22 protein-coding genes are annotated in these 22,108 nt (G+C 56.5%); 11 read left to right on the top strand and 11 right to left on the bottom strand.

All coding sequences use genetic code 11. The features are described 5' to 3' along the window. The first annotated feature begins 40 nt into the window (after positions 1-40). Positions 41-322, top strand: a complete 282-nt coding sequence (locus tag AB1A64_RS16500) for an SCP2 sterol-binding domain-containing protein (RefSeq protein WP_366552415.1) — start codon at positions 41-43, stop codon at positions 320-322. 97 nt (positions 323-419) lie between these two features. Then, a complete protein-coding gene (gene msrA / locus AB1A64_RS16495; RefSeq protein WP_366552414.1) occupies positions 420-1,091 on the top strand; it encodes a peptide-methionine (S)-S-oxide reductase MsrA in 672 nt (223 codons plus the stop codon). Here msrA and AB1A64_RS16490 read toward each other — a convergent pair. Together AB1A64_RS16490 and AB1A64_RS16485 are read right to left on the bottom strand one after the other, a co-directional pair. Continuing rightward, positions 1,088-1,957, bottom strand: coding sequence for a ribokinase (locus tag AB1A64_RS16490; protein ID WP_366552413.1), 870 nt, complete (start codon positions 1,955-1,957; stop codon positions 1,088-1,090). The two genes, msrA and AB1A64_RS16490, sit on opposite strands and share 4 nt — an antisense overlap. Positions 1,958-1,960: 3 nt before the next feature. Beyond that, positions 1,961-4,216 carry an NADP-dependent malic enzyme gene (locus tag AB1A64_RS16485; protein WP_366552412.1) on the bottom strand — a complete coding sequence of 752 codons (2,256 nt, stop codon included), beginning with the start codon at positions 4,214-4,216 and terminating at the stop codon, positions 1,961-1,963. Positions 4,217-4,378: 162 nt separating this feature from the next. Here AB1A64_RS16485 and mutS point away from each other — a divergent pair, with 162 nt between their 5' ends. After that, positions 4,379-6,994: a DNA mismatch repair protein MutS gene (gene mutS / locus AB1A64_RS16480; protein WP_366552483.1), complete on the top strand. Its 2,616-nt coding sequence runs from the start codon at positions 4,379-4,381 to the stop codon at positions 6,992-6,994. Positions 6,995-7,025: 31 nt separating this feature from the next. On the opposite strand, the gene AB1A64_RS16475 is transcribed toward mutS, so the two are convergent. Both AB1A64_RS16475 and hrcA read right to left on the bottom strand, forming a co-directional pair. Further along, a complete protein-coding gene (locus AB1A64_RS16475) occupies positions 7,026-7,589 on the bottom strand; it encodes a nucleotide exchange factor GrpE (protein WP_170349562.1) in 564 nt (187 codons plus the stop codon). Positions 7,590-7,599: 10 nt separating this feature from the next. Beyond that, positions 7,600-8,664 carry a heat-inducible transcriptional repressor HrcA gene (hrcA, locus tag AB1A64_RS16470; protein ID WP_366552411.1) on the bottom strand — a complete coding sequence of 355 codons (1,065 nt, stop codon included), beginning with the start codon at positions 8,662-8,664 and terminating at the stop codon, positions 7,600-7,602. 112 nt (positions 8,665-8,776) lie between these two features. Between hrcA and rph the strand changes: the two genes are divergently transcribed. Genes rph through AB1A64_RS16450 form a run of 4 tightly spaced genes read left to right on the top strand, consistent with a single transcriptional unit; the run spans position 8,777 to position 11,602 of the window. After that, positions 8,777-9,490 carry a ribonuclease PH gene (gene rph / locus AB1A64_RS16465; RefSeq protein ID WP_366552410.1) on the top strand — a complete coding sequence of 238 codons (714 nt, stop codon included), beginning with the start codon at positions 8,777-8,779 and terminating at the stop codon, positions 9,488-9,490. Beyond that, entirely contained in the window at positions 9,487-10,101 is a 615-nt protein-coding gene (rdgB, locus tag AB1A64_RS16460; protein ID WP_366552409.1) for an RdgB/HAM1 family non-canonical purine NTP pyrophosphatase, read from the top strand. The genes rph and rdgB overlap by 4 nt, the downstream gene beginning before the upstream one ends. Continuing rightward, positions 10,091-11,245 carry a radical SAM family heme chaperone HemW gene (hemW, locus tag AB1A64_RS16455; protein ID WP_366552408.1) on the top strand — a complete coding sequence of 385 codons (1,155 nt, stop codon included), beginning with the start codon at positions 10,091-10,093 and terminating at the stop codon, positions 11,243-11,245. The genes rdgB and hemW overlap by 11 nt, the downstream gene beginning before the upstream one ends. Before the next feature lie 3 nt (positions 11,246-11,248). Then, on the top strand, positions 11,249-11,602 hold the full coding sequence (locus AB1A64_RS16450) for a YbaN family protein (RefSeq protein WP_366552407.1): 354 nt from the start codon (positions 11,249-11,251) through the stop codon (positions 11,600-11,602). Here AB1A64_RS16450 and AB1A64_RS16445 read toward each other — a convergent pair. The 7 genes from AB1A64_RS16445 to AB1A64_RS16415 form a co-directional block, all read right to left on the bottom strand. Continuing rightward, on the bottom strand, positions 11,592-12,485 hold the full coding sequence (locus AB1A64_RS16445) for a ParB/RepB/Spo0J family partition protein (RefSeq protein WP_366552406.1): 894 nt from the start codon (positions 12,483-12,485) through the stop codon (positions 11,592-11,594). The genes AB1A64_RS16450 and AB1A64_RS16445 overlap by 11 nt on opposite strands. Before the next feature lie 20 nt (positions 12,486-12,505). Next, complete coding sequence (locus AB1A64_RS16440; RefSeq protein WP_170349556.1) at positions 12,506-13,309, bottom strand: AAA family ATPase; 804 nt, start codon at positions 13,307-13,309, stop codon at positions 12,506-12,508. Beyond that, a complete protein-coding gene (rsmG, locus tag AB1A64_RS16435; RefSeq protein ID WP_366552405.1) occupies positions 13,302-13,916 on the bottom strand; it encodes a 16S rRNA (guanine(527)-N(7))-methyltransferase RsmG in 615 nt (204 codons plus the stop codon). The genes AB1A64_RS16440 and rsmG overlap by 8 nt, the downstream gene beginning before the upstream one ends. Continuing rightward, positions 13,913-15,781 carry a tRNA uridine-5-carboxymethylaminomethyl(34) synthesis enzyme MnmG gene (mnmG, locus tag AB1A64_RS16430; protein WP_366552404.1) on the bottom strand — a complete coding sequence of 623 codons (1,869 nt, stop codon included), beginning with the start codon at positions 15,779-15,781 and terminating at the stop codon, positions 13,913-13,915. The genes rsmG and mnmG overlap by 4 nt, the downstream gene beginning before the upstream one ends. A gap of 12 nt (positions 15,782-15,793) precedes the next feature. Beyond that, on the bottom strand, positions 15,794-17,080 hold the full coding sequence (gene mnmE / locus AB1A64_RS16425) for a tRNA uridine-5-carboxymethylaminomethyl(34) synthesis GTPase MnmE (protein ID WP_366552403.1): 1,287 nt from the start codon (positions 17,078-17,080) through the stop codon (positions 15,794-15,796). 30 nt (positions 17,081-17,110) lie between these two features. Then, positions 17,111-18,382 carry a transcription termination factor Rho gene (gene rho, locus AB1A64_RS16420; RefSeq protein ID WP_170349552.1) on the bottom strand — a complete coding sequence of 424 codons (1,272 nt, stop codon included), beginning with the start codon at positions 18,380-18,382 and terminating at the stop codon, positions 17,111-17,113. 122 nt (positions 18,383-18,504) lie between these two features. After that, the gene (locus AB1A64_RS16415; RefSeq protein WP_366552402.1) at positions 18,505-18,954 is read right to left on the bottom strand and encodes a CopD family protein; all 450 of its coding nucleotides are present in this window, start codon (positions 18,952-18,954) and stop codon (positions 18,505-18,507) included. Between the two features lie 404 nt (positions 18,955-19,358). Between AB1A64_RS16415 and AB1A64_RS16410 the strand changes: the two genes are divergently transcribed. The 4 genes from AB1A64_RS16410 to dnaQ are packed head-to-tail and all read left to right on the top strand — an operon-like array spanning position 19,359 to position 22,093. Next, positions 19,359-19,958, top strand: a complete 600-nt coding sequence (locus tag AB1A64_RS16410; protein WP_366552401.1) for a nucleoside triphosphate pyrophosphatase — start codon at positions 19,359-19,361, stop codon at positions 19,956-19,958. Then, positions 19,955-20,788, top strand: a complete 834-nt coding sequence (locus tag AB1A64_RS16405) for a shikimate dehydrogenase (RefSeq protein WP_366552400.1) — start codon at positions 19,955-19,957, stop codon at positions 20,786-20,788. The genes AB1A64_RS16410 and AB1A64_RS16405 overlap by 4 nt, the downstream gene beginning before the upstream one ends. After that, complete coding sequence (coaE, locus tag AB1A64_RS16400; RefSeq protein ID WP_366552399.1) at positions 20,785-21,378, top strand: dephospho-CoA kinase; 594 nt, start codon at positions 20,785-20,787, stop codon at positions 21,376-21,378. The genes AB1A64_RS16405 and coaE overlap by 4 nt, the downstream gene beginning before the upstream one ends. Next, positions 21,371-22,093: a DNA polymerase III subunit epsilon gene (gene dnaQ, locus AB1A64_RS16395; RefSeq protein ID WP_366552398.1), complete on the top strand. Its 723-nt coding sequence runs from the start codon at positions 21,371-21,373 to the stop codon at positions 22,091-22,093. Before coaE ends, dnaQ begins: the two co-directional genes overlap by 8 nt. Positions 22,094-22,108 lie beyond the last annotated feature (15 nt).

Raw genomic sequence — 22,108 nt, 5'->3', positions numbered from 1 at the left:
CCTTCTCTTTACGCATGCGTAAACTGAGAAGGGGATGAGGATGCTTCAGGACATCGCAGACGGTATTCAAAAAGGTCTGAACGGCAAAAGCTTTGACGGCTCGCTGAAATTCGATTGCGGTGAGGCGGGTGTGATTGTTCTAGCCAACAATCAGGCCACCACACAGGACCGCGACACCGATTGCACCATCCGCATTTCGCAGGACAATTTGACAAAATTACTGACAGGCAAGTTGAATCCGATGACCGGTGTGGCGTTGGGCAAGCTCAAGATTTCGGGCAATATGGGCGTGGCGATGAAGCTGGGGCAGCTGCTGGGTTAGCGGCGATAAACTCGTCTCACCACCCCGTGACAAACCATGTCAGCGGATTGCGCCAACGCATAAGTCAGGGCAGCCTTATCCCAAAAGGAGACCTGCCATGACCCGCATCGCCTATCTCGATTATTTCAAACCTACGCTTCTGTTTTCGCTGATCGCACTTATCGCCCTGCTGCGCGCCGCCCCTGCGCCCGCTGCCGGCTCTGAAACCCTGACGGTTGCGGGAGGCTGTTTCTGGTGCGTCGAATCCGACTTCGAATCCGTTCCGGGCGTAACCGGGGCCGTATCTGGCTTTACCGGCGGCAGTACCGCCAACCCAACCTATGATCAGGTCACCAAAGGCAGCACCGGCCACTACGAGGCGGTTCAAATTACCTTTGATCCGGCCCGCGTTTCCCGTGAGACCCTGCTAAGCATGTTCTTCCGCTCGGTCGACCCAACAGATGCGGGCGGTCAGTTCTGTGATCGAGGTGACAGTTATCGCACGGCCATTTTCGTCTCTAACGCTGGGGAAAAAGCCCTGGCTCAGCAAGCCAAGACAAATGCTCAGAACGCGCTGGGGCAACAGATCGTGACCCCGATCCTGCAGCAAGTGGCATTCTACCCGGCCGAGGCCTATCACCAGGATTACTATAAAGGGAACAAGCTGGTCCTGACCCGCTTTGGCCCAAAACGCCAGCACAGCGCGTACAAAGCCTATCGCAAAGCCTGCGGCCGTGATGATCGAGTCAAGCAGCTTTGGGGCAGCGATGCGCCGTTCGCGGGGTCTTAATCCAACCGCGCCTCGCGCACCTCTTTGAGATCCGGAATAACATCAGCTGTACCGTGCCGCGTGACCATCAGGGCCGCGGCACGGTTTGCTTGTGAAATCACCTGTGCCATCAGCATCCCGCGATCCATTCCAGCCAGAACATAGCCGGTAAAGGTATCGCCCGCACCAGTAGTATCCACGGCCTTTACCTTGTGCGCCGGAAAGTCCGAAGCCGCACCGCGATGGTAATACCGCGCGCCTTTCGACCCCAAAGTGACAATCACATGCTCGACCTCAAGGTCGGTAACGGATTGCTCGGTTGCCTGCTGTAGTTGTTCAGCCTCAATCTCATTTAAGATCAGAAAATCCAGATACGGCAACACGGCCTGAACCGCATCGGCTTGAAACGGTGCGGCTGCATAGCAGACGGTCAGCCCCAGATCGCGCCCCATCTTTGCAGCTTCGACCTGCAGGTTGGTTTCGTTCTGCATCACCAACACATCACCCTGCAGGGCCGTGGACAGCGCCTGCCCCAACTGATCCTGCGTGATCGCGTGGTTCGAGCCGGGGAACAGGATGATGTTGTTTTCACCCTGCGCATCCACAGCGATAATGGCGTGTCCGGTCGGAACCTCGACCTCGGCAATATGGCGCGTATCCACGCCATATTCAGTCATACGATCCAGTGCCCAGCGTCCGTCGGGGCCCACGGCCCCGATATGGGCCACTTGCGCCCCGGCCCGGGCAGCGGCCACGGACATATTCGCCCCTTTGCCACCCAGATACCGGTCTAACCGGTTGGCCGAAAGCGTCTCTCCCGGCCCGGGCAGGTGCGGCACGTCATAGATCATGTCTGCGTTGATCGAGCCGAGGTTCCAGATCGTCATGGCTTACGCAATATCGCACGAGGCCAGGATGGCCATGTTCAGTATATCATTCGCCGTCGACCCGGTCGAACAGATCTGGATCGGCTTGTCGACACCAGACAGGATCGGGCCAATCACCGTGGCACCCCCCATTTCCTGCATCAGCTTGGTCGAGATCGACGCCGAATGCCGCGCGGGAACGATCAGGATATTCGCCGGGCCGGTCAGGCGCTGGAACGGATAGCCTGCCTGTTGATCCTCGTTCAGAGCAACGTCTACGGTCATCTCGCCTTCGTATTCGAAATCCACCTTGCGCTGATCCAGTACAACAGGCGCGCGGTGCATCTTTTCGGCCCGTTCCGACACCGGATACCCAAAGGTCGAGAAACTGACGAAGGCAACGCGCGGCTCAAGCCCCATATGACGGGCCACGGCGGCCGAGCGTTCAGCGATATTGGCCAGGTCATTCTCATCCGGCCATTCATGCACCAGCGTGTCGCCAATCAGAACGATCCGGCCCTTGTGCAACAGGGCGGTCACACCCACCGCGCCATGTGCCTTGTCTGCATCAAACACGTGGTTGATCCGGTCCAGCACATGCGCCGATTTGCGCGTGGCCCCAGTTACCAGGCCATCACCATGCCCATGCGCCAACATCAGGGATGAGAACACATGCCGGTCGCGCGCCGCCAGGCGGTAAATATCCTTGCGATCAAAACCTTTGCGTTGCAGTCGGTTATACAGAAAATCGGTATAGGTCTCGAGATGCGTGGTGTTGGCGGCATTCACCACCTCCAATTCGCGTACGGCATCGCCCAGACCAGCCTCTTCCAGCTTTTGTTTCACGTCATCGGGGCGACCGACAACCAAAGCCTTGCCAAAGCCAGACCGCTGATAGGTCACAGCAGCGCGCAACACGCGGGGATCGTCGCCCTCGGCAAAGATCATGCGGCTTTGAGCCTGACGCGCACGGGCGTTCAGACCGCGCAGAATGCTGGCGGTCGGGTCCATGCGGGATTTGAGGCTCAGCTCATAAGCCTCCATATCGATAATCGGACGCCGCGCAGCACCAGTATCCATGCCCGCCTTGGCAACAGCAGGCGGAATGCGGTGAATCAATCGGGGGTCAAACGGCGTCGGGATGATGTAATCGCGCCCAAAGGTCAGCGATTTGCCATAAGCCATCGCAACCTCATCCGGCACATCCTCGCGTGCCAGACGGGCCAGCGCATGGGCGCAGGCGATCTTCATCTCGTCATTGATGGCGCGGGCATGAATGTCCAGCGCACCGCGGAACAGATAAGGGAAACCCAGAACGTTGTTGACCTGGTTCGGATAATCGCTGCGTCCGGTGGCGACGATGGCATCCACACGCACCTCATGCGCTTCTTCCGGCGTGATCTCAGGATCGGGGTTGGCCATGGCGAAAATCACCGGGTTGTCAGCCATGCTGGCGACCATATCCTGCGTGACCGCGCCCTTGACCGACACGCCCAGGAACACATCCGCGCCGTTCATGGCGTCTTCCAGCGTGCGCAGATCAGTGGTGATGGCGTGTGCCGATTTCCACTGGTTCATCCCTTCGGTACGGCCCTGATAGATTACGCCCTTGGTGTCACAGACGATGCAGTTTTCGTGCCGCGCGCCCATCGCCTTGAGCAGTTCGATACAGGCGATCCCAGCAGCACCTGCACCGTTCAGAACGATCCTCACATCCTCGATCTTCTTGCCCGAGATATGCAGCGCGTTCAGCAGACCCGCCGCGCAGATCACCGCGGTGCCGTGCTGATCATCGTGAAAGACGGGAATGTCCATCTCTTCCTTCAGGCGCTGTTCGATGATGAAACACTCGGGCGCCTTGATGTCTTCCAGGTTGATGCCGCCAAAGGTCGGCCCCATCAGCTTGACCGCACGGCAGAATTCATCCGGATCTTCAGTGTCCAACTCGATATCGATCGAGTTCACATCGGCAAACCGTTTGAATAGGACCGATTTCCCCTCCATCACCGGTTTTGAGCCCAACGCCCCCAGATTGCCAAGCCCCAGAACCGCCGTCCCGTTCGAGATTACGGCGACCAGATTGCCCTTGTTGGTGTAGTCATAGGCCGTTTCGGGGTTTTCTGCGATTGCTTCACATGGAACAGCGACACCGGGACTATAGGCCAGCGACAGATCACGCTGGGTTGTCATGGGAACGGTTGCCTGCACCTCCCACTTGCCGGGGGTGGGGTCCAGGTGAAAGGCCAGGGCTTCTTCGTCGGTAATTTTCGCTTTGGGCATCTGATATGTCGTTTCTTTACATCTGTTGGGCTGTCGCCTCATAGCGCAGGAAAACGCGCGCCTCAACGAGAATGAGTTTTCGGCTTTTACAGAAGATGCGGGATTTGTAAGGTCGCGTCCGGAACACGCCAAAAGGGGTCAGCCTTGTCCACAGTCACGCCGATGATGGCGCAATATCTCGATATCAAAGAGGCCCATGCCGATGCCCTGCTGTTCTACCGCATGGGCGATTTTTACGAGATGTTCTTCGAGGATGCCGTCAACGCCGCCGAGGCGCTGGACATCGCCCTGACCAAACGCGGCAAGCATAACGGCACCGATATCCCGATGTGCGGTGTGCCCGTTCATTCCGCCGAAGGTTATTTGCTGACCCTGATCCGCAAAGGCTTTCGCGTGGCCGTCTGCGAACAGATGGAAAGCCCGGCTGAGGCGAAGAAAAGAGGCTCTAAATCAGTAGTAAAGCGCGATGTCGTGCGTCTGGTGACACCCGGCACACTGACCGAAGATGCCCTTTTGGAAGCCCGCCGCCACAACTTTCTGGCCGCCTATGCCGAGGTGCGGGATGAGGCCGCATTGGCCTGGGCCGATATCTCGACCGGGGCGTTTCACGTAATGCCTTTGACATCCGTGCGGCTGAGCCCCGAACTGGCACGACTTGCCCCGTCCGAGCTGATCGTTGCCGACGGATCGGAACAGGCTTTGCAGGAACCAGTCCGTGATTTGGGAATTTCGCTAACCCCCATCGGCCGCGCCAGTTTTGACAGTACGGCCGCCGAAAAACGTGTCTGCGGATTGTTTCACGTGGGCGCTTTGGATGCGTTTGGAAATTTTGGTCGGGCCGAGGTATCGGCCATGGGCGCGTTGATCGACTATCTTGAGATCACGCAGAAGGGCAAACTGCCCCTGCTGCAGACCCCTTTGAAGGAATCAGAGGATCGCGTTGTCCAGATCGACGCCGCCACACGCCGCAATCTGGAACTGACCCGGTCCTTGTCCGGCGGTCGGGCCGGTTCACTGTTGTCGGTGGTCGACCGCACAGTCACGCCGGGTGGGGCGCGGTTGCTGGAACAGCGCCTGTCCAGCCCCTCGCGCAATCTGGACGTGATCCATGCCCGGTTGGATGCTGTGAGTTTTGCAGCTGAGGACAGCTTGACCGCTTCAGACCTGCGCGATGCCCTGCGCAAAACCCCTGATCTGGACCGCGCCCTGTCGCGCCTGTCGCTGGAACGGGGTGGCCCGCGTGATCTGGCCGCGATCCGCAATGGTTTGGCCCAGGCGGCTGCTATTGCCGGTATCTGCGAGACGCAGGATTTGCCGGTTCTGCTGGCCACTGCCGTGCAGAACTTGATCGGGTTTGACGATCTTTTGACTTTGCTGGATGAGGCGCTTGTGGCAGAGCCGTCCCTTCTGGCGCGCGACGGCGGTTTCATCGCTCCGGGCTTTGACACGGAATTGGATGAGGCCCGCACCCTGCGCGACGAAGGCCGATCCGTTATTGCTGGGTTTCAACAGAAATACGCAGAACACACCGGCATTGCCTCGCTGAAGATCAAGCACAACAACGTGCTGGGCTACTTCATCGAAACCACGGCCACCCACGCCGAGAAGATGCTGAACCCGCCGTTTTCTGAGACCTATATCCACCGCCAGACCACTGCCAATCAGGTGCGCTTTACGACCGTCGAACTGTCCGAGATCGAAACCCGCATCCTGAACGCCGGTAATTTGGCATTGGAAATAGAGAAGCGGCTCTATCAAAGGCTTTCTGACGAGATTCTGGCCCTCGCCGCGCGTCTCAACCAAGCCGCCCGAGGGCTCGCCGAGCTGGATTTGACCTCGGCCTTGGCCGATCTGGCGCGCGGCGAAAATTGGTGCCGTCCCCAGGTCGACACGTCGCGCGCCTTCCACGTGCAGGGTGGACGCCATCCGGTGGTAGAGCACGCGCTGCGTCAACAAAACGGCGATACCTTCATTGCCAATGATTGCGATCTCGGCGCTAATCAAGGTGCGGCGATCTGGCTGCTGACTGGTCCCAACATGGCGGGTAAATCGACCTTCCTGCGTCAGAATGCCTTGATTGCCCTGCTGGCCCAGATGGGCAGTTATGTTCCCGCTGAACAGGCGCATATCGGTGTGGTCAGCCAATTGTTCAGCCGCGTCGGCGCATCCGACGATCTGGCCCGGGGCCGTTCGACCTTTATGGTGGAAATGGTCGAAACTGCCGCCATCCTGAATCAGGCCGACGACCGCGCGCTGGTGATCCTCGATGAAATCGGCCGTGGCACGGCTACTTATGATGGCCTGTCCATCGCCTGGGCCACGCTGGAACATCTGCACGCCGCCAACCAATGCCGCGCGCTGTTCGCCACCCACTACCACGAACTCACCGCTCTGGCCGGCAAGCTGGAGGGCGTCGACAACGCCACCGTGGCAGTCAAGGAGTGGGAAGGTGAGGTTATTTTCCTGCACGAAGTCCACAAGGGGGCCGCCGACCGATCCTATGGGGTGCAGGTCGCCCAGCTTGCCGGTCTGCCCGCATCGGTGGTGGATCGAGCCCGCGTCGTACTGGACCAGTTGGAAAAAACCGAACGGGAAGGCGGCAAGCAAAAGGCGCTGATTGACGATCTGCCGTTGTTTTCCGCCGCTCCACCACCCCCACCACCTGCCCCCGAGGCATCACCGGTCGCGGATATGCTGGAGGACGTGCTGCCTGATGAGCTGACCCCACGCGAGGCGCTGGACCTGATCTATAAACTGAAAGAGGCGGCCAAATCCTGACCGCCTCAATATTTCTTGGTTTTATAAACGCTTAGCTTGCAGGAGTCGAAGACACACCCACCTGCGCTGGACGCAGAAGGCGATCATGCAGCATGAACCCTTCGGCCGATACCTGAATGATGTCACCGGCGCGGGTTCCAGGAACCGGCGCTTCGAACATCGCTTCATGCACGTTCGGATCAAAACGATCACCAACCTCGGGCGTAATCACTTCGATACCGTGCTTTTGGAACACATCCTTCAGCGCCCGCATGGTCAGCTCGATCCCTTCCAGCAGACCGGCGGCCACTTCTTTTTGCTCATCGGTCGCAGCTTCGAGTGCACGCTTCATGTTGTCGTAGACCGGCAGCATATCACGCGCCAGTTTCGAGCCGCCATATTGTTCGGCATCGCGCCGCGCTTTGTCGCCACGCTTACGGGCGTTTTCCGCGTCCGCCAGCGCACGCATAAATTTGTCCTTGTAGTCGTCGCGCTCTGCGCGCAACTCATCTAGCTCTAGCGCTTCATCGCTGAACTCAGCGATTTCTTCAGCCAGCTCTTCAGCTTCAGCCATTGCGATATTGTCCAGAAAATCTTCGTCCTTGGGTTCTGCCATCTCTTACCCTCTAGCTCCGGTCGGATATCAGCTTGCCGACCAGTTGCGCCGTATAATCCACGATCGGCACGATCCGTCCATAATTCAGACGCGTGGGCCCGATGACCCCGACCGCACCAATTATCTTTCGATCAGCGTTCATATATGGAGACACCACCAAAGAGGAACCCGAAAGTGAGAAAAGTTTGTTCTCAGAGCCGATAAAAATGCGCACACCCTCGCCTTCTTCGGTCAATTCAAGGAATTCCGCAATGTCCCGTTTGCGTTCCAGATCATCAAACAGGGAGCGGATTCGGTCCAGCTCCTCAACTTCACCCGGTTCACCCAGTAGATTCGCCCGCCCGCGCACAATCAGACGGGCCGAGTCGCCCCCATCCCCGCCCCAGGCGGCCATACCGCTTTCGACCATTTCGCGCGCCAGCACGTCGATCTCTTGCTTGCGTGCATCGATCTGCGCCTGCATCTGACGGCGCACTTCGCCAAGCGTGCGGCCTTCGATCAACGCGTTCAGGAAATTCGCCGCTTCACGCATCGAACTGGGTGTCTGCCCCGGTGGCGGTGTAAACAGACGGTTTTCAACGTGCCCGTCAGCGAAGACCAGCACAACCAACGCGCGGTCATGGGCCAGAGAGACAAATTCGATATGCTTGATCTCGGATTCTTGCTTGGGGGTCAAAACCAGTGAGGCACCATGTGTCACGTGTGACAAAGCCGAACCCACCCGGTCCAGCATTCCGCCCACATCGCCTGCGTTAGAGCCTAATGTTTCGTCCAGCTTCTGCCGGTCAGCGGCGCCCAGATCGCCAACCTCAAGCAAGCCATCGACAAACATACGCAAGCCTTGCTGCGTGGGAATTCGTCCCGCACTGACATGCGGGCTGTCGAGCAAGCCCAGAAACTCCAGATCCTGCATGACGTTGCGCACGGTGGCAGCGCTGACTTTTTCCGACAATGTGCGGGTCAGGGTACGGCTGCCAACGGGCTCACCGCTGTCCAGATAGCTTTCGACGATCAGCCGGAACACCTCGCGTGACCGGTCGTTCATCTCGTTCAGAATTTTGCTCGCTTCGCTCATCAGCGGTCCCCTGCTGGGCCGTCATTAAATCGCAGGCATATGAAAGGTCAATCGGGGTTGCATCGTAAGCCATGAGGGCGTTATCCCCAACCCAGCAAACAAAGGATTTTTCATGCGACCCTCAGGACGAGATTTAAGCGAAATGCGCGCCGTTTCAATCGAAACGGAGTTCACCAAACATGCCGAAGGTTCCTGCCTGATCAAAATGGGTGACACCCATGTACTGTGCACCGCCACGATCGAGGATCGCGTACCCCCCTTCATCAAAGGCTCGGGTCTGGGCTGGGTTACGGCTGAATACGGTATGCTGCCCCGCGCCACCAACACCCGGATGCGGCGCGAGGCGGCGTCGGGCAAGCAAGGTGGGCGAACAGTTGAAATCCAGCGCCTGATCGGTCGCGCCCTGCGGGCTGGCGTTGACCGGGTTGCCCTGGGCGAACGTCAGATCACTGTGGATTGTGATGTGATCCAAGCCGATGGCGGAACCCGTTGTGCGTCAATCACCGGTGGTTGGGTTGCACTGCGGCTGGCGGTGAACAAGTTGATGAAGGCCGGGGACGTGATCTCGGACCCGCTGGTAGACCCTGTTGCAGCGGTATCTTGCGGTATTTATGCCGGCCAGCCGGTGCTGGATCTGGACTATCCAGAGGACAGCGAAGCAGGCGTGGATGGCAATTTCATCATGACCGGCTCGGGCAAGCTGATCGAAGTACAGATGAGCGCCGAGGGTTCCGTCTTTAGCCGCGCGCAGATGGATCAGCTGATGGATCTGGCCGAAAGAGGTGTGGCCGAGCTGGCCGCAGCCCAGAAAGCCGCAACCGCATGACCCGCAAGTTCGACAGCGACAGGCTGCTGGTGGCCACGCATAACAAAGGCAAGCTTGAGGAGATGAAACATCTCCTTGAACCCTTCGGTGTGACCGTTGTTGGCGCGGCGGAGATGGACCTGCCCGAACCGGAAGAGACCGAGGACACGTTCGTCGGAAATGCCCGGATCAAGGCCCATGCCGCCGCCAAAGCCACAGGCCTGCCTGCCCTGTCGGACGATTCCGGGATTACAATTGATGCGCTGGATGGAGCGCCGGGTGTTTACACCGCCGATTGGGCCGAAACGGGTGATGGTCGCGATTTCTTGATGGCCATGACCCGCGCCCACGATGAGCTAGAGGTGAAGAACGCCGCCCATCCCCGCACAGCGCAGTTCCGATGCACTTTGGTACTGGCCTGGCCCGATGGGCATGACGAGGTGTTCGAAGGCATCGCCCCTGGTCACCTGGTCTGGCCCATCCGCGGCAAGGACGGGTTTGGCTATGATCCGATGTTTGTCCCGGACGGGTATGACATTACCTTTGCCGAAATGGATCGCTGGGAAAAGAACAAGATCAGCCATCGCGGCCGCGCGGTGGAAATGTTCGTGAAGGGCTGCTTTGGCGGATGATTGGCGCAACGGGGGCTTCGGCCTGTATGTCCACTGGCCTTTTTGCGAGGCCAAGTGCCCCTATTGTGACTTCAATAGCCATGTTTCACGTAATATAGATCAAAAACAATGGCTTAGTGCCTATTTGGATGAGCTGCGCCGCGCGGCTGCCGAAACGCCTGAGCGAGTTTTAAACACGATCTTTTTCGGTGGTGGCACGCCGTCGTTAATGGACCCAGACACTGTCGCCGCTGTTATCGATCAGGCCCGTGCCCTCTGGCATCCCGCCAATGACATGGAAATCACGCTTGAGGCCAATCCAGGCTCGGTCGAAGCCGGTCGTTTCGCCGCATATCGGGACGCTGGGGTAAATCGGATTTCGATGGGGGTTCAGGCCCTCAACGACGAAGATCTGCGTCGATTGGGTCGCATTCATACTGTGGCTGAGGCTCGTTCCGCCTTTGATATCGCCCGAAATTGCTTTGATAGGGTCAGTTTTGACCTGATCTACGCCCGCCAACACCAAACCCCAGAAAACTGGCGCGCCGAGCTGACCGAAGCCCTGTCGATGGCTGTCGACCACCTGTCGCTGTATCAACTGACCATCGAGAACGGAACCGCCTTTGGGGATCGCTATGCCGTTGGTAAACTGCGCGGCCTGCCCGAGGATGACAGCGCCGCTGATATGTATTTGGAGACACAGGACATCTGCGAAGCACATGGCCTGCTGACCTATGAGATTTCCAACCACGCACGCCCCGGCGCTGAATCACAACACAACCTGATCTATTGGCGCTATGGCGACTATGTCGGCATCGGGCCTGGCGCTCATGGGCGCGTCACCTTGAACGGTCAAAAACTGGCAACAGAAACCTACCTGTCCCCAAACACCTGGCTAACTGCCGTCGGCAAAGGCAGCGGAGAAAAGGAACGGTCGCTCTTATCGACGCAAGATCAGGCCAAAGAGTACCTTATGATGGGGTTAAGAGTTGTAGAGGGTCTAGATATTGACAGGTATAATGCCCTGGCAAACCAACCACTACCCCAGGACACACTGGCCAATCTGACGGAATTTGGGATGATCGAACAAACAAATGGCCGATTGATTGCCACCAAAGATGGGCGCGCCGTTTTGAATGCGGTGATCCGGGAACTTCTGGGATAAATGATGCAATATGTTTGGGCCACCCTGGGTTTGATTTGCGTTGGCTTCGCGGTGGTCGGCATCGTTCTGCCCTTATTACCGACAGTACCTTTTTTGCTGCTGGCCGCGTTTTTCTTTGCGCGATCGTCCTCTCGCCTGCACAACTGGTTGATTACACATCGCACTTTCGGCCCATTGATCGTTGACTGGCAAACATCGGGCGCCATCCGACCGGGGGCAAAAAAGGCGGCCACCGTTTCGGTTGCCGCCGTGTTTGGGCTATCGTTTCTGTTGTCCCTGCCGTCTCATGTCCTGATCATTCAGGCGGTGGTTTTGGTTGCGGTGATGCTGTTTATCTGGACCCGGCCTAACGGCTAAGTTTGGCGCACAGATCATCCAACTGATCCAGGTTTTCATAGGTCAGCACCACTTGCCCGGTTTCTGTTCCAGCCTTGTGATTGATCGCAACTTTCATAGCCAGAATTGCCGACAGGTCTTTTTCCAAGGCTCGCGTATCCGCGTCTTTGCCCGCATCCAAGTTGCGAGAACGCGGTGCCGCTTTCGCCGGGTCTGCCTGTTGTCTTTTCACCAGCGCTTCAGTTGCGCGAACCGAAAGCCCATCCCGGACCACAATTTTCGCCAGTTCTGATGGGTTTTCGGCCGTTATCAACGCTCGTGCGTGCCCAGCAGACAGCTTACCTTCGATGACCAGCGTCTGAACGTCCAAGGGCAGCGACAGCAAGCGCAACAGGTTCGCAATATGGCTGCGGCTTTTCCCCAAGGCTTCAGCCAACTTCTCTTGAGTATGCCCGAACCGATCCATCAACTGCTTATAACCAGCAGCCTCTTCGACCGCATTCAGATCAGCCCGCTGTATGTTCTCGATAATGGCGACTTCTAACACCTCTGTGTCGTCAAACTCACGCACAATAACCGGTATATCATGCAACTGCGCCATCTGAGCAGCACGCCAACGCCGTTCCCCGGCGACGATTTCATATCCGCCATTGCTGATTTCCCGCACAATCAACGGTTGAATAATGCCTTTTTCTTTGACCGAGGCCGCCAGTTCATCCAATTGATCCGCTGAGAATGTACGGCGCGGCTGATTTGGGTTGGCCTGCAGCTTTTCAATCGGAACTTTCATGTCCGGGCGGCGCGGTTCTGTGGTCACCAGACCTTCGGCTTCTTGCGTTACATCCGCCATCAGGGCAGATAATCCCCGGCCCAAACCTCTGGGTTTTGATTTTTTGACAGCCACTGCGCCCTCCTCACTGCCGCTCAGGCAGCGGCATTTTTGTTCTTGTGAATGACTTCACGCGCCAAATGTCGATATGCCATCGCACCCAACGATCCCGAGTCATACTGCAAGACCGGCAAGGCGTATGACGGCGCCTCACTGACCCGCACATTTCTGGGTATCTTGGTTTTAAATACCATCTCACCCAGATTGTCACGTGCATCCTTTTCAACCTGACGGGACAAGTTGTTGCGATTGTCATACATGGTCAACACAACACCTTCGATTCTCAGGTCCGGATTCGCAGTTTGCCGAACCTCTCGGATCGTCAACATCAACTGCGAAAGCCCCTCCAGCGCAAAGAATTCACTTTGCAGGGGAACCAGAACGGAATGGGCAGCCACCATCGCATTCACGGTCAGCAAGTTCAGAGATGGCGGGCAGTCGATCAGCACAAAATCAAGCTCAAACTGGTCGATCGAGGTCTGACGCAGGGCGTCATGCAACAAATAGCTGCGTTTTTCGTTGGAAATCAGTTCGATATCCGCCGAGCTTAGATCAACGGTTGCCGGTATTACCAGCAACCCGCCGATTTCTGTCTCTTGTACCACAGCTTCAAGCGGCGCATCGTCCAGGATCAAATCGTATGTGGTCCAATCCCTATCCTCAACACCCAAACCGGTTGACGCGTTCCCCTGTGGATCTAGATCCACCACCAGAACCCTGCTTCCCGCTTCTGCCAAACCGGCCGCAAGGTTGATTGCAGTAGTTGTTTTTCCCACCCCACCCTTTTGATTGGCGACCGCAATTATCCGGGGCCCTGAGGGACGAGACAGATCAACCACGCGACACTCCTTTGATCCTTAGAATAACAGCTTGGGGCTCAGTTAAACTTGTAATCGGCTCGCAGTCGAAATTCCATTCCTTGCGCGCGTCATTCAGCTCTTTTTTCCAGCTTGCGCCTTTCGGCAACAGCGCCGTACCGGACTCTTTTAAATGCCTGTCACAAAAGGACAATAACGTGGTCAGATCCGCAAGGGCGCGGGCAGACAAAATATCGGCGTTCAACGGATCCACGGATTCTATCCTTTTTGAAACAATAGAACAGTTTGCCCCGCATTCCCGTGCAACGCTACGCAAAAAGGCAGATTTACGCTGGTCGCTTTCTACAAATGTAAATCGCGCCTCTGGTGCTTCCTCTATAGCCATGATCGCGCAAACCATGCCAGGGAAACCACCGCCGCTGCCCAAATCTACCCAATTATGGAACACATCCGAACACCGGTATACCTGCACTGAATCCAGAAAATGCCGTGACCAGATGTCATTCAGGCTGTTGCGGGACACCAGATTTATCTTGGGATTCCAGCGCCGAACCAGTTCTACGTAGGTTTCAAGGCGGCTAAATGTTTCACGTGAAACATCCAAACCTTCAAATACCTCATAGCTCATGCCTTTCGGACCTTTTGCTCGCGCCTCAACTTGGCCAGCAGTAAGGTCAACGCAGCGGGCGTCACGCCCTCTACTCGCCCGGCCTGAGCAATATTGATTGGTTTTGCCTGAGACAGCTTTTGTTTCATCTCAGAGGACAGCCCTTCCAACGCCGAATAATCGAAGTCGCGCGGTATTTCATAGGATTCATCGCGTTTCATGGCTTCAACGTCTTTTTTCTGGCGCGCAATATAGTTCGCATAAAGCGCATCCCGTTCGACCTGGCTTCGGATGTCCTCCTCAACATCCTGCAAACCCGCCTCAAGCGGGATCAGATCACTGAACGTAACATCAGGAAAAGCTAATAAAGCCATGCCATCCCGGCGATTTCCGTCTTGATTGACATTGATTCCGACCGCGCGGACCTCTTTTGGTGTATAGGTCCGGTCCGTCAGCTTTGATTTGGCAGCTGTAAGTTTCTCTATTTTTTCATGAAATTTTTCAGCCCGCGTATCACCAACACATCCAAGGTCAATTCCAAGAGGTGTCAATCGCTGATCGGCATTATCGGCTCGAAGAGACAACCTGAACTCTGCCCTAGAGGTGAACATCCGATAAGGCTCTGCAACCCCTCGCGTGGTCAAATCGTCGATCATTACGCCAATATAGCTGTCAGCACGCGTGAAATGTACTGGTTCCCGATCCAGGACAGTGAGTGCTGCATTCAGACCAGCGACAAGCCCTTGTGCGGCTGCTTCTTCATATCCTGTGGTCCCATTGATTTGTCCCGCAAGATATAGCCCTGGGGCATCAGGCAAGGACAAGGACGACGTCAGAACACGGGGATCAATATAGTCATATTCAATTGCATAACCCGGCTGCAGGATTTCCGCTTTTCCCAGGCCCTTGATCGACCGCACATAGTCATGCTGGACGTCCTGCGGAAGCGAGGTTGAGATTCCGTTCGGATAAATTGTGTGATCATGGATCCCCTCAGGCTCAAGGAAAATCTGATGGGATTCTTTCTCGGCAAACCGAACAATCTTATCCTCAATCGAAGGGCAATATCTGGGGCCCACCCCATCAATATGACCGCCATACATTGCGGATCGTGACAGGTTTTTTTCGATTATCTCATGCGTACGCGCATTCGTATGCGTAATTCCGCACGAGATTTGGGGGGCGACGGCTGACTCAGACAAAAACGAGAATAACGTCGGATCTTCGTCTCCATCTTGGCGCTCTAGATCTGACCAATCAATAGTTCGACCGTCCAACCTGGGCGGTGTACCTGTTTTCAATCGCCCCATTGGAAGGTTTAAGCTATCCAATCGCTCTGCCAGTTTGACAGAAGGTCGATCCCCCATTCGCCCGCCGGGTCGGGAAACGTCTCCGATATGAATCACACCACGCAGAAAGGTCCCGGATGTAAGTATCACGGCCGTGGCATGAACCTCGGACCCATCTGCCAATTTTATTCCGACGACACGAGGTCCATCTGTCAGAAAATCTGTGACTTCCCCGACCACTACGGATAAATGCTCTTGCGCCTGTGTCACTTTCTGCATGGCATCACGATACAGTGCCCGATCTGCCTGAGTCCTTGGGCCCTGCACGGCAGGCCCCTTGCGGCGATTCAGCAATCTAAATTGAATACCAGCTTGGTCAGCAACGCGGCCCATGACACCATCCATCGCGTCGATCTCGCGAACAAGGTGGCCTTTCCCCAAACCCCCAATGGCAGGATTGCAGGACATCACTCCAATATCGGACGCAGACAGCGTGACCAATGCCGTTTCAACCCCCATGCGTGCAGCGGCATGAGCGGCCTCGGTTCCGGCATGCCCGGCACCAACCACAACAACATCGAACTTTGAATGTTTCACGTGAAACACTCCCTACTTACCCAGGCAGAAACTGGAGAATATCTCATCCAAAAGGTCTTCGACCCCTATTCTGCCAACCAAAGTTTCAAGGGCGCGGATCGCCGTCCGCAACTCTTCTGCAGCGATATCATACAGGTCCGGGCCTGATTCCAGAACTGTCATCGCCGCGACCAAAGCCGCCTTGGATTCACTCAGTGCAACTCGGTGGCGTTCACGGGTTGCAATACCATGGCTAGTAGATCGGCTACTCAATACATACGATATATGGGAAATAAGCTGATCAATTCCATGTCCGGTTTTCCCGGAAATCCCATCTTTATTATCCTCGCGCAGGTCAGATTTAGGCAAAAGCTGAATGTCACCTTCGACCATCTGAACACCAAGCTCTGACGGGTCTTCGGTCAGAAATACCCGCAAATCAGCCGCGTCCGCACGTTTACGTGCCAACTCAATCCCAAGGTTTTCGACGTGGTCTTCGGTTTCACGCAGGCCAGCCGTGTCCAGCAAAGTCACAGGCAAACCACCGAGATCCATGCGAACTTCAATAACGTCACGAGTTGTGCCAGCATATTCTGACGTGATCGCGGCCTCACGGCCCGCCAACGCATTCAGCAAGGTCGACTTGCCTGCATTTGGAAGACCGACAATGGCAACTTCGAACCCCGTCCGAATACGCTCGGCGATTTTCACACCGTCCGCTTCGCGCTGCAGGTCCTGCATGACGCCGGTCACCAATGTGCGGACTTCGGGTGTTACGTCGGTTGGCACCTCTTCATCGGCGAAATCGATCACAGCTTCCAGTAAGGACGCCGCCCGGATCAGGTCACGGCGCCAGCGTTCGGCCAAGCCACCCAGCTCTCCGGCGAGAATGGTCTGGGCTTGTTTTCTCTGCGCCTCGGTTTCGGCATCGATCAGATCGGCCAGACCTTCAACCTGCGTAAGGTCCATCTTGCCGTTTTCCAACGCACGGCGTGTGAATTCACCGGGTTCAGCAAGCCGTAACCCAACCGTATCCGACAAATTGCGCATTACAGCATTAACCGAAGCCGTGCTGCCGTGTATCTGCAACTCTGCTACATCTTCACCGGTAAAGCTGGCCGGGGCTTGGAAGGTCAGAACCAGCCCATCATCCAAGCGCGAACCATCAGCTGCACACAAAGACCGAACCCGCATACCGCGGGGCGGTAGCGGGCTGCCGGTCAGGTCGGCTGCGGCTGAATGCGCCAAAGAGCCCGAGAGACGGATGACCGCCACCCCTGCTTTGCCCTGGGCGCTGGCCAAGGCGAATATCGTATCCATTCGAAGGCCTCGCGTCGGTTAAGACCTGTATCAGGTATTCATCGAATCGAAGAACTCACCGTTGGTCTTGGTCTGCTTCAACTTGGACAGCAGGAACTCGATCGCATCGGTGGTGCCCATCGGGTTGAGGATGCGGCGCAGAACAAAGGTCTTGGCTAGATCGCCCTTGTCGACCAGCAGGTCCTCTTTCCGGGTACCGGACTTGAGGATGTCGATCGCCGGGAACACGCGCTTATCGGCAATTTTACGATCCAGAACGATTTCCGAGTTACCCGTGCCTTTGAATTCTTCAAAGATCACTTCGTCCATCCGGCTGCCGGTATCGATCAGCGCGGTGGCGATGATAGTCAGCGATCCGCCCTCTTCGATATTCCGCGCCGCTCCAAAGAACCGCTTGGGCCGTTGCAGAGCATTCGCATCCACACCACCGGTCAGAACTTTACCGGATGATGGGACCACAGTGTTAAACGCCCTACCAAGTCTTGTGATTGAATCGAGAAGAATAACAACATCTCGTTTATGCTCGACCAAACGTTTGGCTTTTTCGATTACCATCTCCGATACGGCCACGTGACGCGTTGCCGGTTCGTCAAAGGTCGAGGACACAACCTCACCCTTTACCGAGCGCTGCATGTCGGTCACTTCTTCGGGGCGTTCATCGATCAGCAGGACGATCAGATAGCATTCAGGGTGGTTCTGTTCGATCGAATGCGCGATGTTTTGCAGGATCACCGTCTTACCAGTCCGCGGCGGCGCCACGATCAAAGACCGCTGTCCTTTACCGATAGGTGAGACCAGATCGATCACCCGGGCCGACTTGTCTTTGATGGTGGGATCTTCGATCTCCATCTTCAGACGCTCGTCAGGATACAAAGGCGTCAAGTTGTCGAACAGAATCTTGTGCTTGGCTTTTTCAGGCTCTTCAAAGTTGATCTTGGTGACTTTGATCAGCGCGAAGTACCGTTCGTTCTCATCCGGTGCCTTGATATCACCTTCGACCGTATCGCCGGTTCGCAGCGAATGCTGACGGATCATATCGGGCGAGACATAGATGTCATCGGGGCCCGGCAGATAGTTCGCTTCGGGCGAGCGTAGAAAGCCAAAGCCGTCTTGCAACACCTCAAGCACGCCATCACCGCCAACGGTCCAGCCTTCATCCGCGCGTTCACGCAGGATCTGGAACATCATCTCGCCCTTGCGCATGGTCGAGGCGTTTTCGATTTCCAGCTCTTCGGCCATCGCCAGAAGGTCTTTGGGGCTTTTGGCCTTCAGGTCAGCCAGATTCAGGGTGTCAGTTGTCATGATATATACCTTCGCCGCAGGTATCGCGGCACGAAGTGGAATTTCAGTACGGAAGATACGCCGCCCGGACGGGCGTGTTGATCCCTACATAAGCGCGGCTGGCTGCGGAGTCAAACAGGCCCTCAGAACTTCAGAACGACCGCCAGAACGATGGCAACCATCAAAATGGTGGGAACCTCATTCACCATGCGGTACTGGCGCCCAGTGAGCGAATTTCGGCCCTCTAAGAAGTCTTTGCGCCGCGCCATCAGCCAGTGGTGAAACCAGGTCATGCCGATCACGGCAGCACCTTTAACCCAGGGCCATGCAAAATCCCAACCGACAATGCCTGGTGTGAACACCATGATCAGGCCACACACCCACGCCACGATCATTGCCGGGCGCATAATCACGCGCAGCAGCTTTTCTTCCATTTCAAAGAAAATGGTTTCAGCACCATCGACAGCCTGCGCCTTTTCTACGTGATAGACGAACAGTCTGGGTAAATAGAACAAACCGGCCATCCACGAGATCACGGCCATGATATGTAAAGACTTCACCCACGGGTAAATCGTGAAAAGAAGATCGGTCATCCTGGCTCCGGGTGTTGCTCGGAACTCTCCCTAATAAAAAAATAAGAAAAGAAAAAGGAAGATGGTTTTGTAGGGTGAACAAAATCCGTGGATTACTTTTTTACACATGTGTTTTCCCCAGGTGAACATTTTTACGCGTCAAAACACTGATTCTGTTAGTAGTTAAAATAATGTAATTAAATCAGCGTGTTAATTTATTTCTTCGAAAGGTGCCCTGGGGATAAGTTTCTGAGTATATGTGGAGTTCCCGCTTATCCCGTCATTCCAACTTATCCTTGTCCCGGATGGACAGCGTTCGAGCGACTCAGGGAAGATCTGCGCGAAAATCCCGGGGTTGCGTGTCAATCGGAAAACCATACAAACCATCCAAGAACGCTCAACGATTTGCACACGGGGTTGTCCACATGTCTGTCCCCATCATCCTGGCCTCAGGCTCATCCATACGCGCGCAGCTGCTGGAAAACGCAGGTGTGCCGTTTTCCGTTCAGGTCGCGCGCGTGGACGAGGATACCATGAAGGGCGCGTTGTTGGCCGAGGATGCCCCGCCTCGGGACATCGCCGATGCACTGGCCGAGATGAAGGCGCGCAAGGTCAGCGACAAAAACCCCGGTGCGATGGTTCTGGGGTGCGATCAGGTGTTGGATTTCGACGGGAAGCTGTTGTCGAAACCGGAAACGCCCCAGGACGCGCTGGCGCAGCTCAAGGCGATGCGGGGCAAGCGGCACATGCTGTTGTCGGCGGCGGTGATCTATCAGGATGGCGAGCCGATGTGGCGCCATGTCGGGCAGGTGCGTTTGCGCATGCGGATGAGTTCGGACGCGTACTTACGCGATTATATCGGCCGAAACTGGGACAGTATCCGGCACGCGGTGGGTGCTTATAAGCTGGAAGAAGAAGGCGTTCGCCTGTTCGCTACCATTGACGGCGACTATTTTAATGTCTTGGGTATGCCCCTGTTAGAGCTGCTCAATTATCTGGCTGTCAAAGGGGTGATCGATCAATGACGCATGACCATATTCCGCTGGCCGGAGTAATCGGACACCCGATTGCGCATTCGAAATCACCGCAGCTGCATGGCCATTGGTTAAAGAAGTATGGGCTGGCCGGGCATTACATTCCCATGGACGTGACGCCCGAGGATCTTGAGACGGTTCTGCACACCCTGCCGAAGGCGGGGTTTGTCGGGGCGAATGTGACGGTGCCCCACAAAGAAGCAGCGTTGCGTATTGCGGATCACGTATCGGAACGCGCATCAGTCATCGGGGCGGCAAATACATTGGTGTTTCAGGATGACGGTACGATCCACGCGGACAACACCGATGGTTATGGGTTTTTGCAGAACCTGCGCAGCGGTGCGCCGGATTGGATTCCGTCGGATGGCCCGGCGGTAGTATTTGGTGCAGGCGGCGCGGCACGGGCGGTGTTGCAGGGCTTGTTGGACGCGGGCGTGCCCCAGATCATGCTGACCAACCGTACGCGCGCCCGTGCGGATCAGTTGAAGGATGAATTTGGCGACCGCATCACTGTTTTGGAATGGGTACAGGCCGGCAATGTCATCGAAGAGGCCGAGCTGGTGGTCAACACGACCTCACTGGGAATGCTGGGACAACCGGAACTACGGGTGCCCTTGGATGGGTTGCAAGCAGGTGCGGTTGTGACTGATTTGGTTTACGCACCTTTGCAAACGAACCTTCTGAAGTCGGCAGAGGAGGCAGGCTGTACCACGGTCGATGGTCTGGGCATGTTGTTGCATCAAGCGGTGCCCGGTTTTGAACGCTGGTTCGGCACCCGCCCCGAGGTAACCGATGACCTGCGCGCGGCGGTTTTAGGATGAGCTTCGCGCTGGGTCTGACAGGTTCGATCGGGATGGGCAAAAGCACCACGGCGCAAATGTTTGTCGATGAAGGCTGCGCGCTGTGGGATGCGGATGTAGCCGTACACAGACTCTATTCAAGGGAAGGAGCAGCCGTTACGCCGATGCGCGCTGCTTTTCCAGATGCCATCATTGATGGGTCTGTCAGCCGTAACGCCCTGAAACAGGTCATCGCGCAGAATCCAGCCGCATTGAAACAGATTGAGGCCATCGTACACCCGCTTGTTGCCGCAGACCGCGCTGATTTTAGGGAAAAAGCGACCGCGGATATTCTGGTGTTCGACATTCCCCTGTTGTTTGAAACCGGTGGTGATGCAGCGATGGATGCGGTGGCTTGCGTCTCGATCCCAGCGGACGAACAAAAGCGCCGCGTGATGGCGCGCGGTACGATGACTGAGGCACAGTTCGAGCAGATCCGCGCCAAGCAAATGCCGAATGACGAAAAATGCGCGCGGTCGGATTATGTGATCGTCACCGACACTCTGGACCACGCCCGCGCGCAGGTGCAGGATGTGGTCAGGCAAATACGGGCGGGGATGGCAGATGCGTGAGATTGTACTCGATACTGAAACCACGGGGTTTGATCCCGAAAGCGGCGACCGGATAGTCGAGATCGGCGCGGTTGAGCTGTGGAATCACGTGGCAACCGGCGAGACCTATCACGTCTATATCAACCCAGAACGGTCGATGCCCGAAGAGGCGTTTGGCGTGCATGGGATCGGCCCCGACCTGCTGGAAAACCCGCGCCCGCCGGAAAAGGGTGAGGTCACGCTGAAGGACAAGCCGGTCTTTGCAAAGGTGGGTCAGGGGTTTCTTGATTTCATCCAGGATTCAAAACTGGTGATCCACAACGCATCCTTCGATATGAAATTCCTGAACGCGGAACTCAGATGGATGGGATTGCCGCAGATCCCGATGGATCAGGCGCTGGATACGCTGGCGATTGCACGAAAACGGTTTCCGGGCTCACCTGCGTCACTGGATGCGCTGTGCCGTCGGTTCAATATCGACAACACGAACCGGGTGCTGCACGGGGCCTTGCTCGACTCGGAAATTCTGGCCGAGGTCTATCTGGAACTAATTGGTGGGCGGCAGCCTGATTTCGGCTTGTCCGCGACTGCCTCCTCGGCCGCGGGCGGTCAGGACGACTGGCGCCCAACGGCGCGTCCGACACCCTTGGGGTCGAAAATCACCGACGAAGAACGCGCGGCGCATGAAGCATTTGTAGAGAAACTGGGCGAAAACGCCTTGTGGACCCGCGCCTGAGGTGAAACCCGGCGC

The organism is Ruegeria sp. ANG10 (assembly GCF_040705255.1).
In the GTDB taxonomy this organism is placed as follows: Bacteria; Pseudomonadota; Alphaproteobacteria; order Rhodobacterales; family Rhodobacteraceae; genus Ruegeria.
This window is presented reverse-complemented; position numbering and strand designations above follow the sequence as displayed.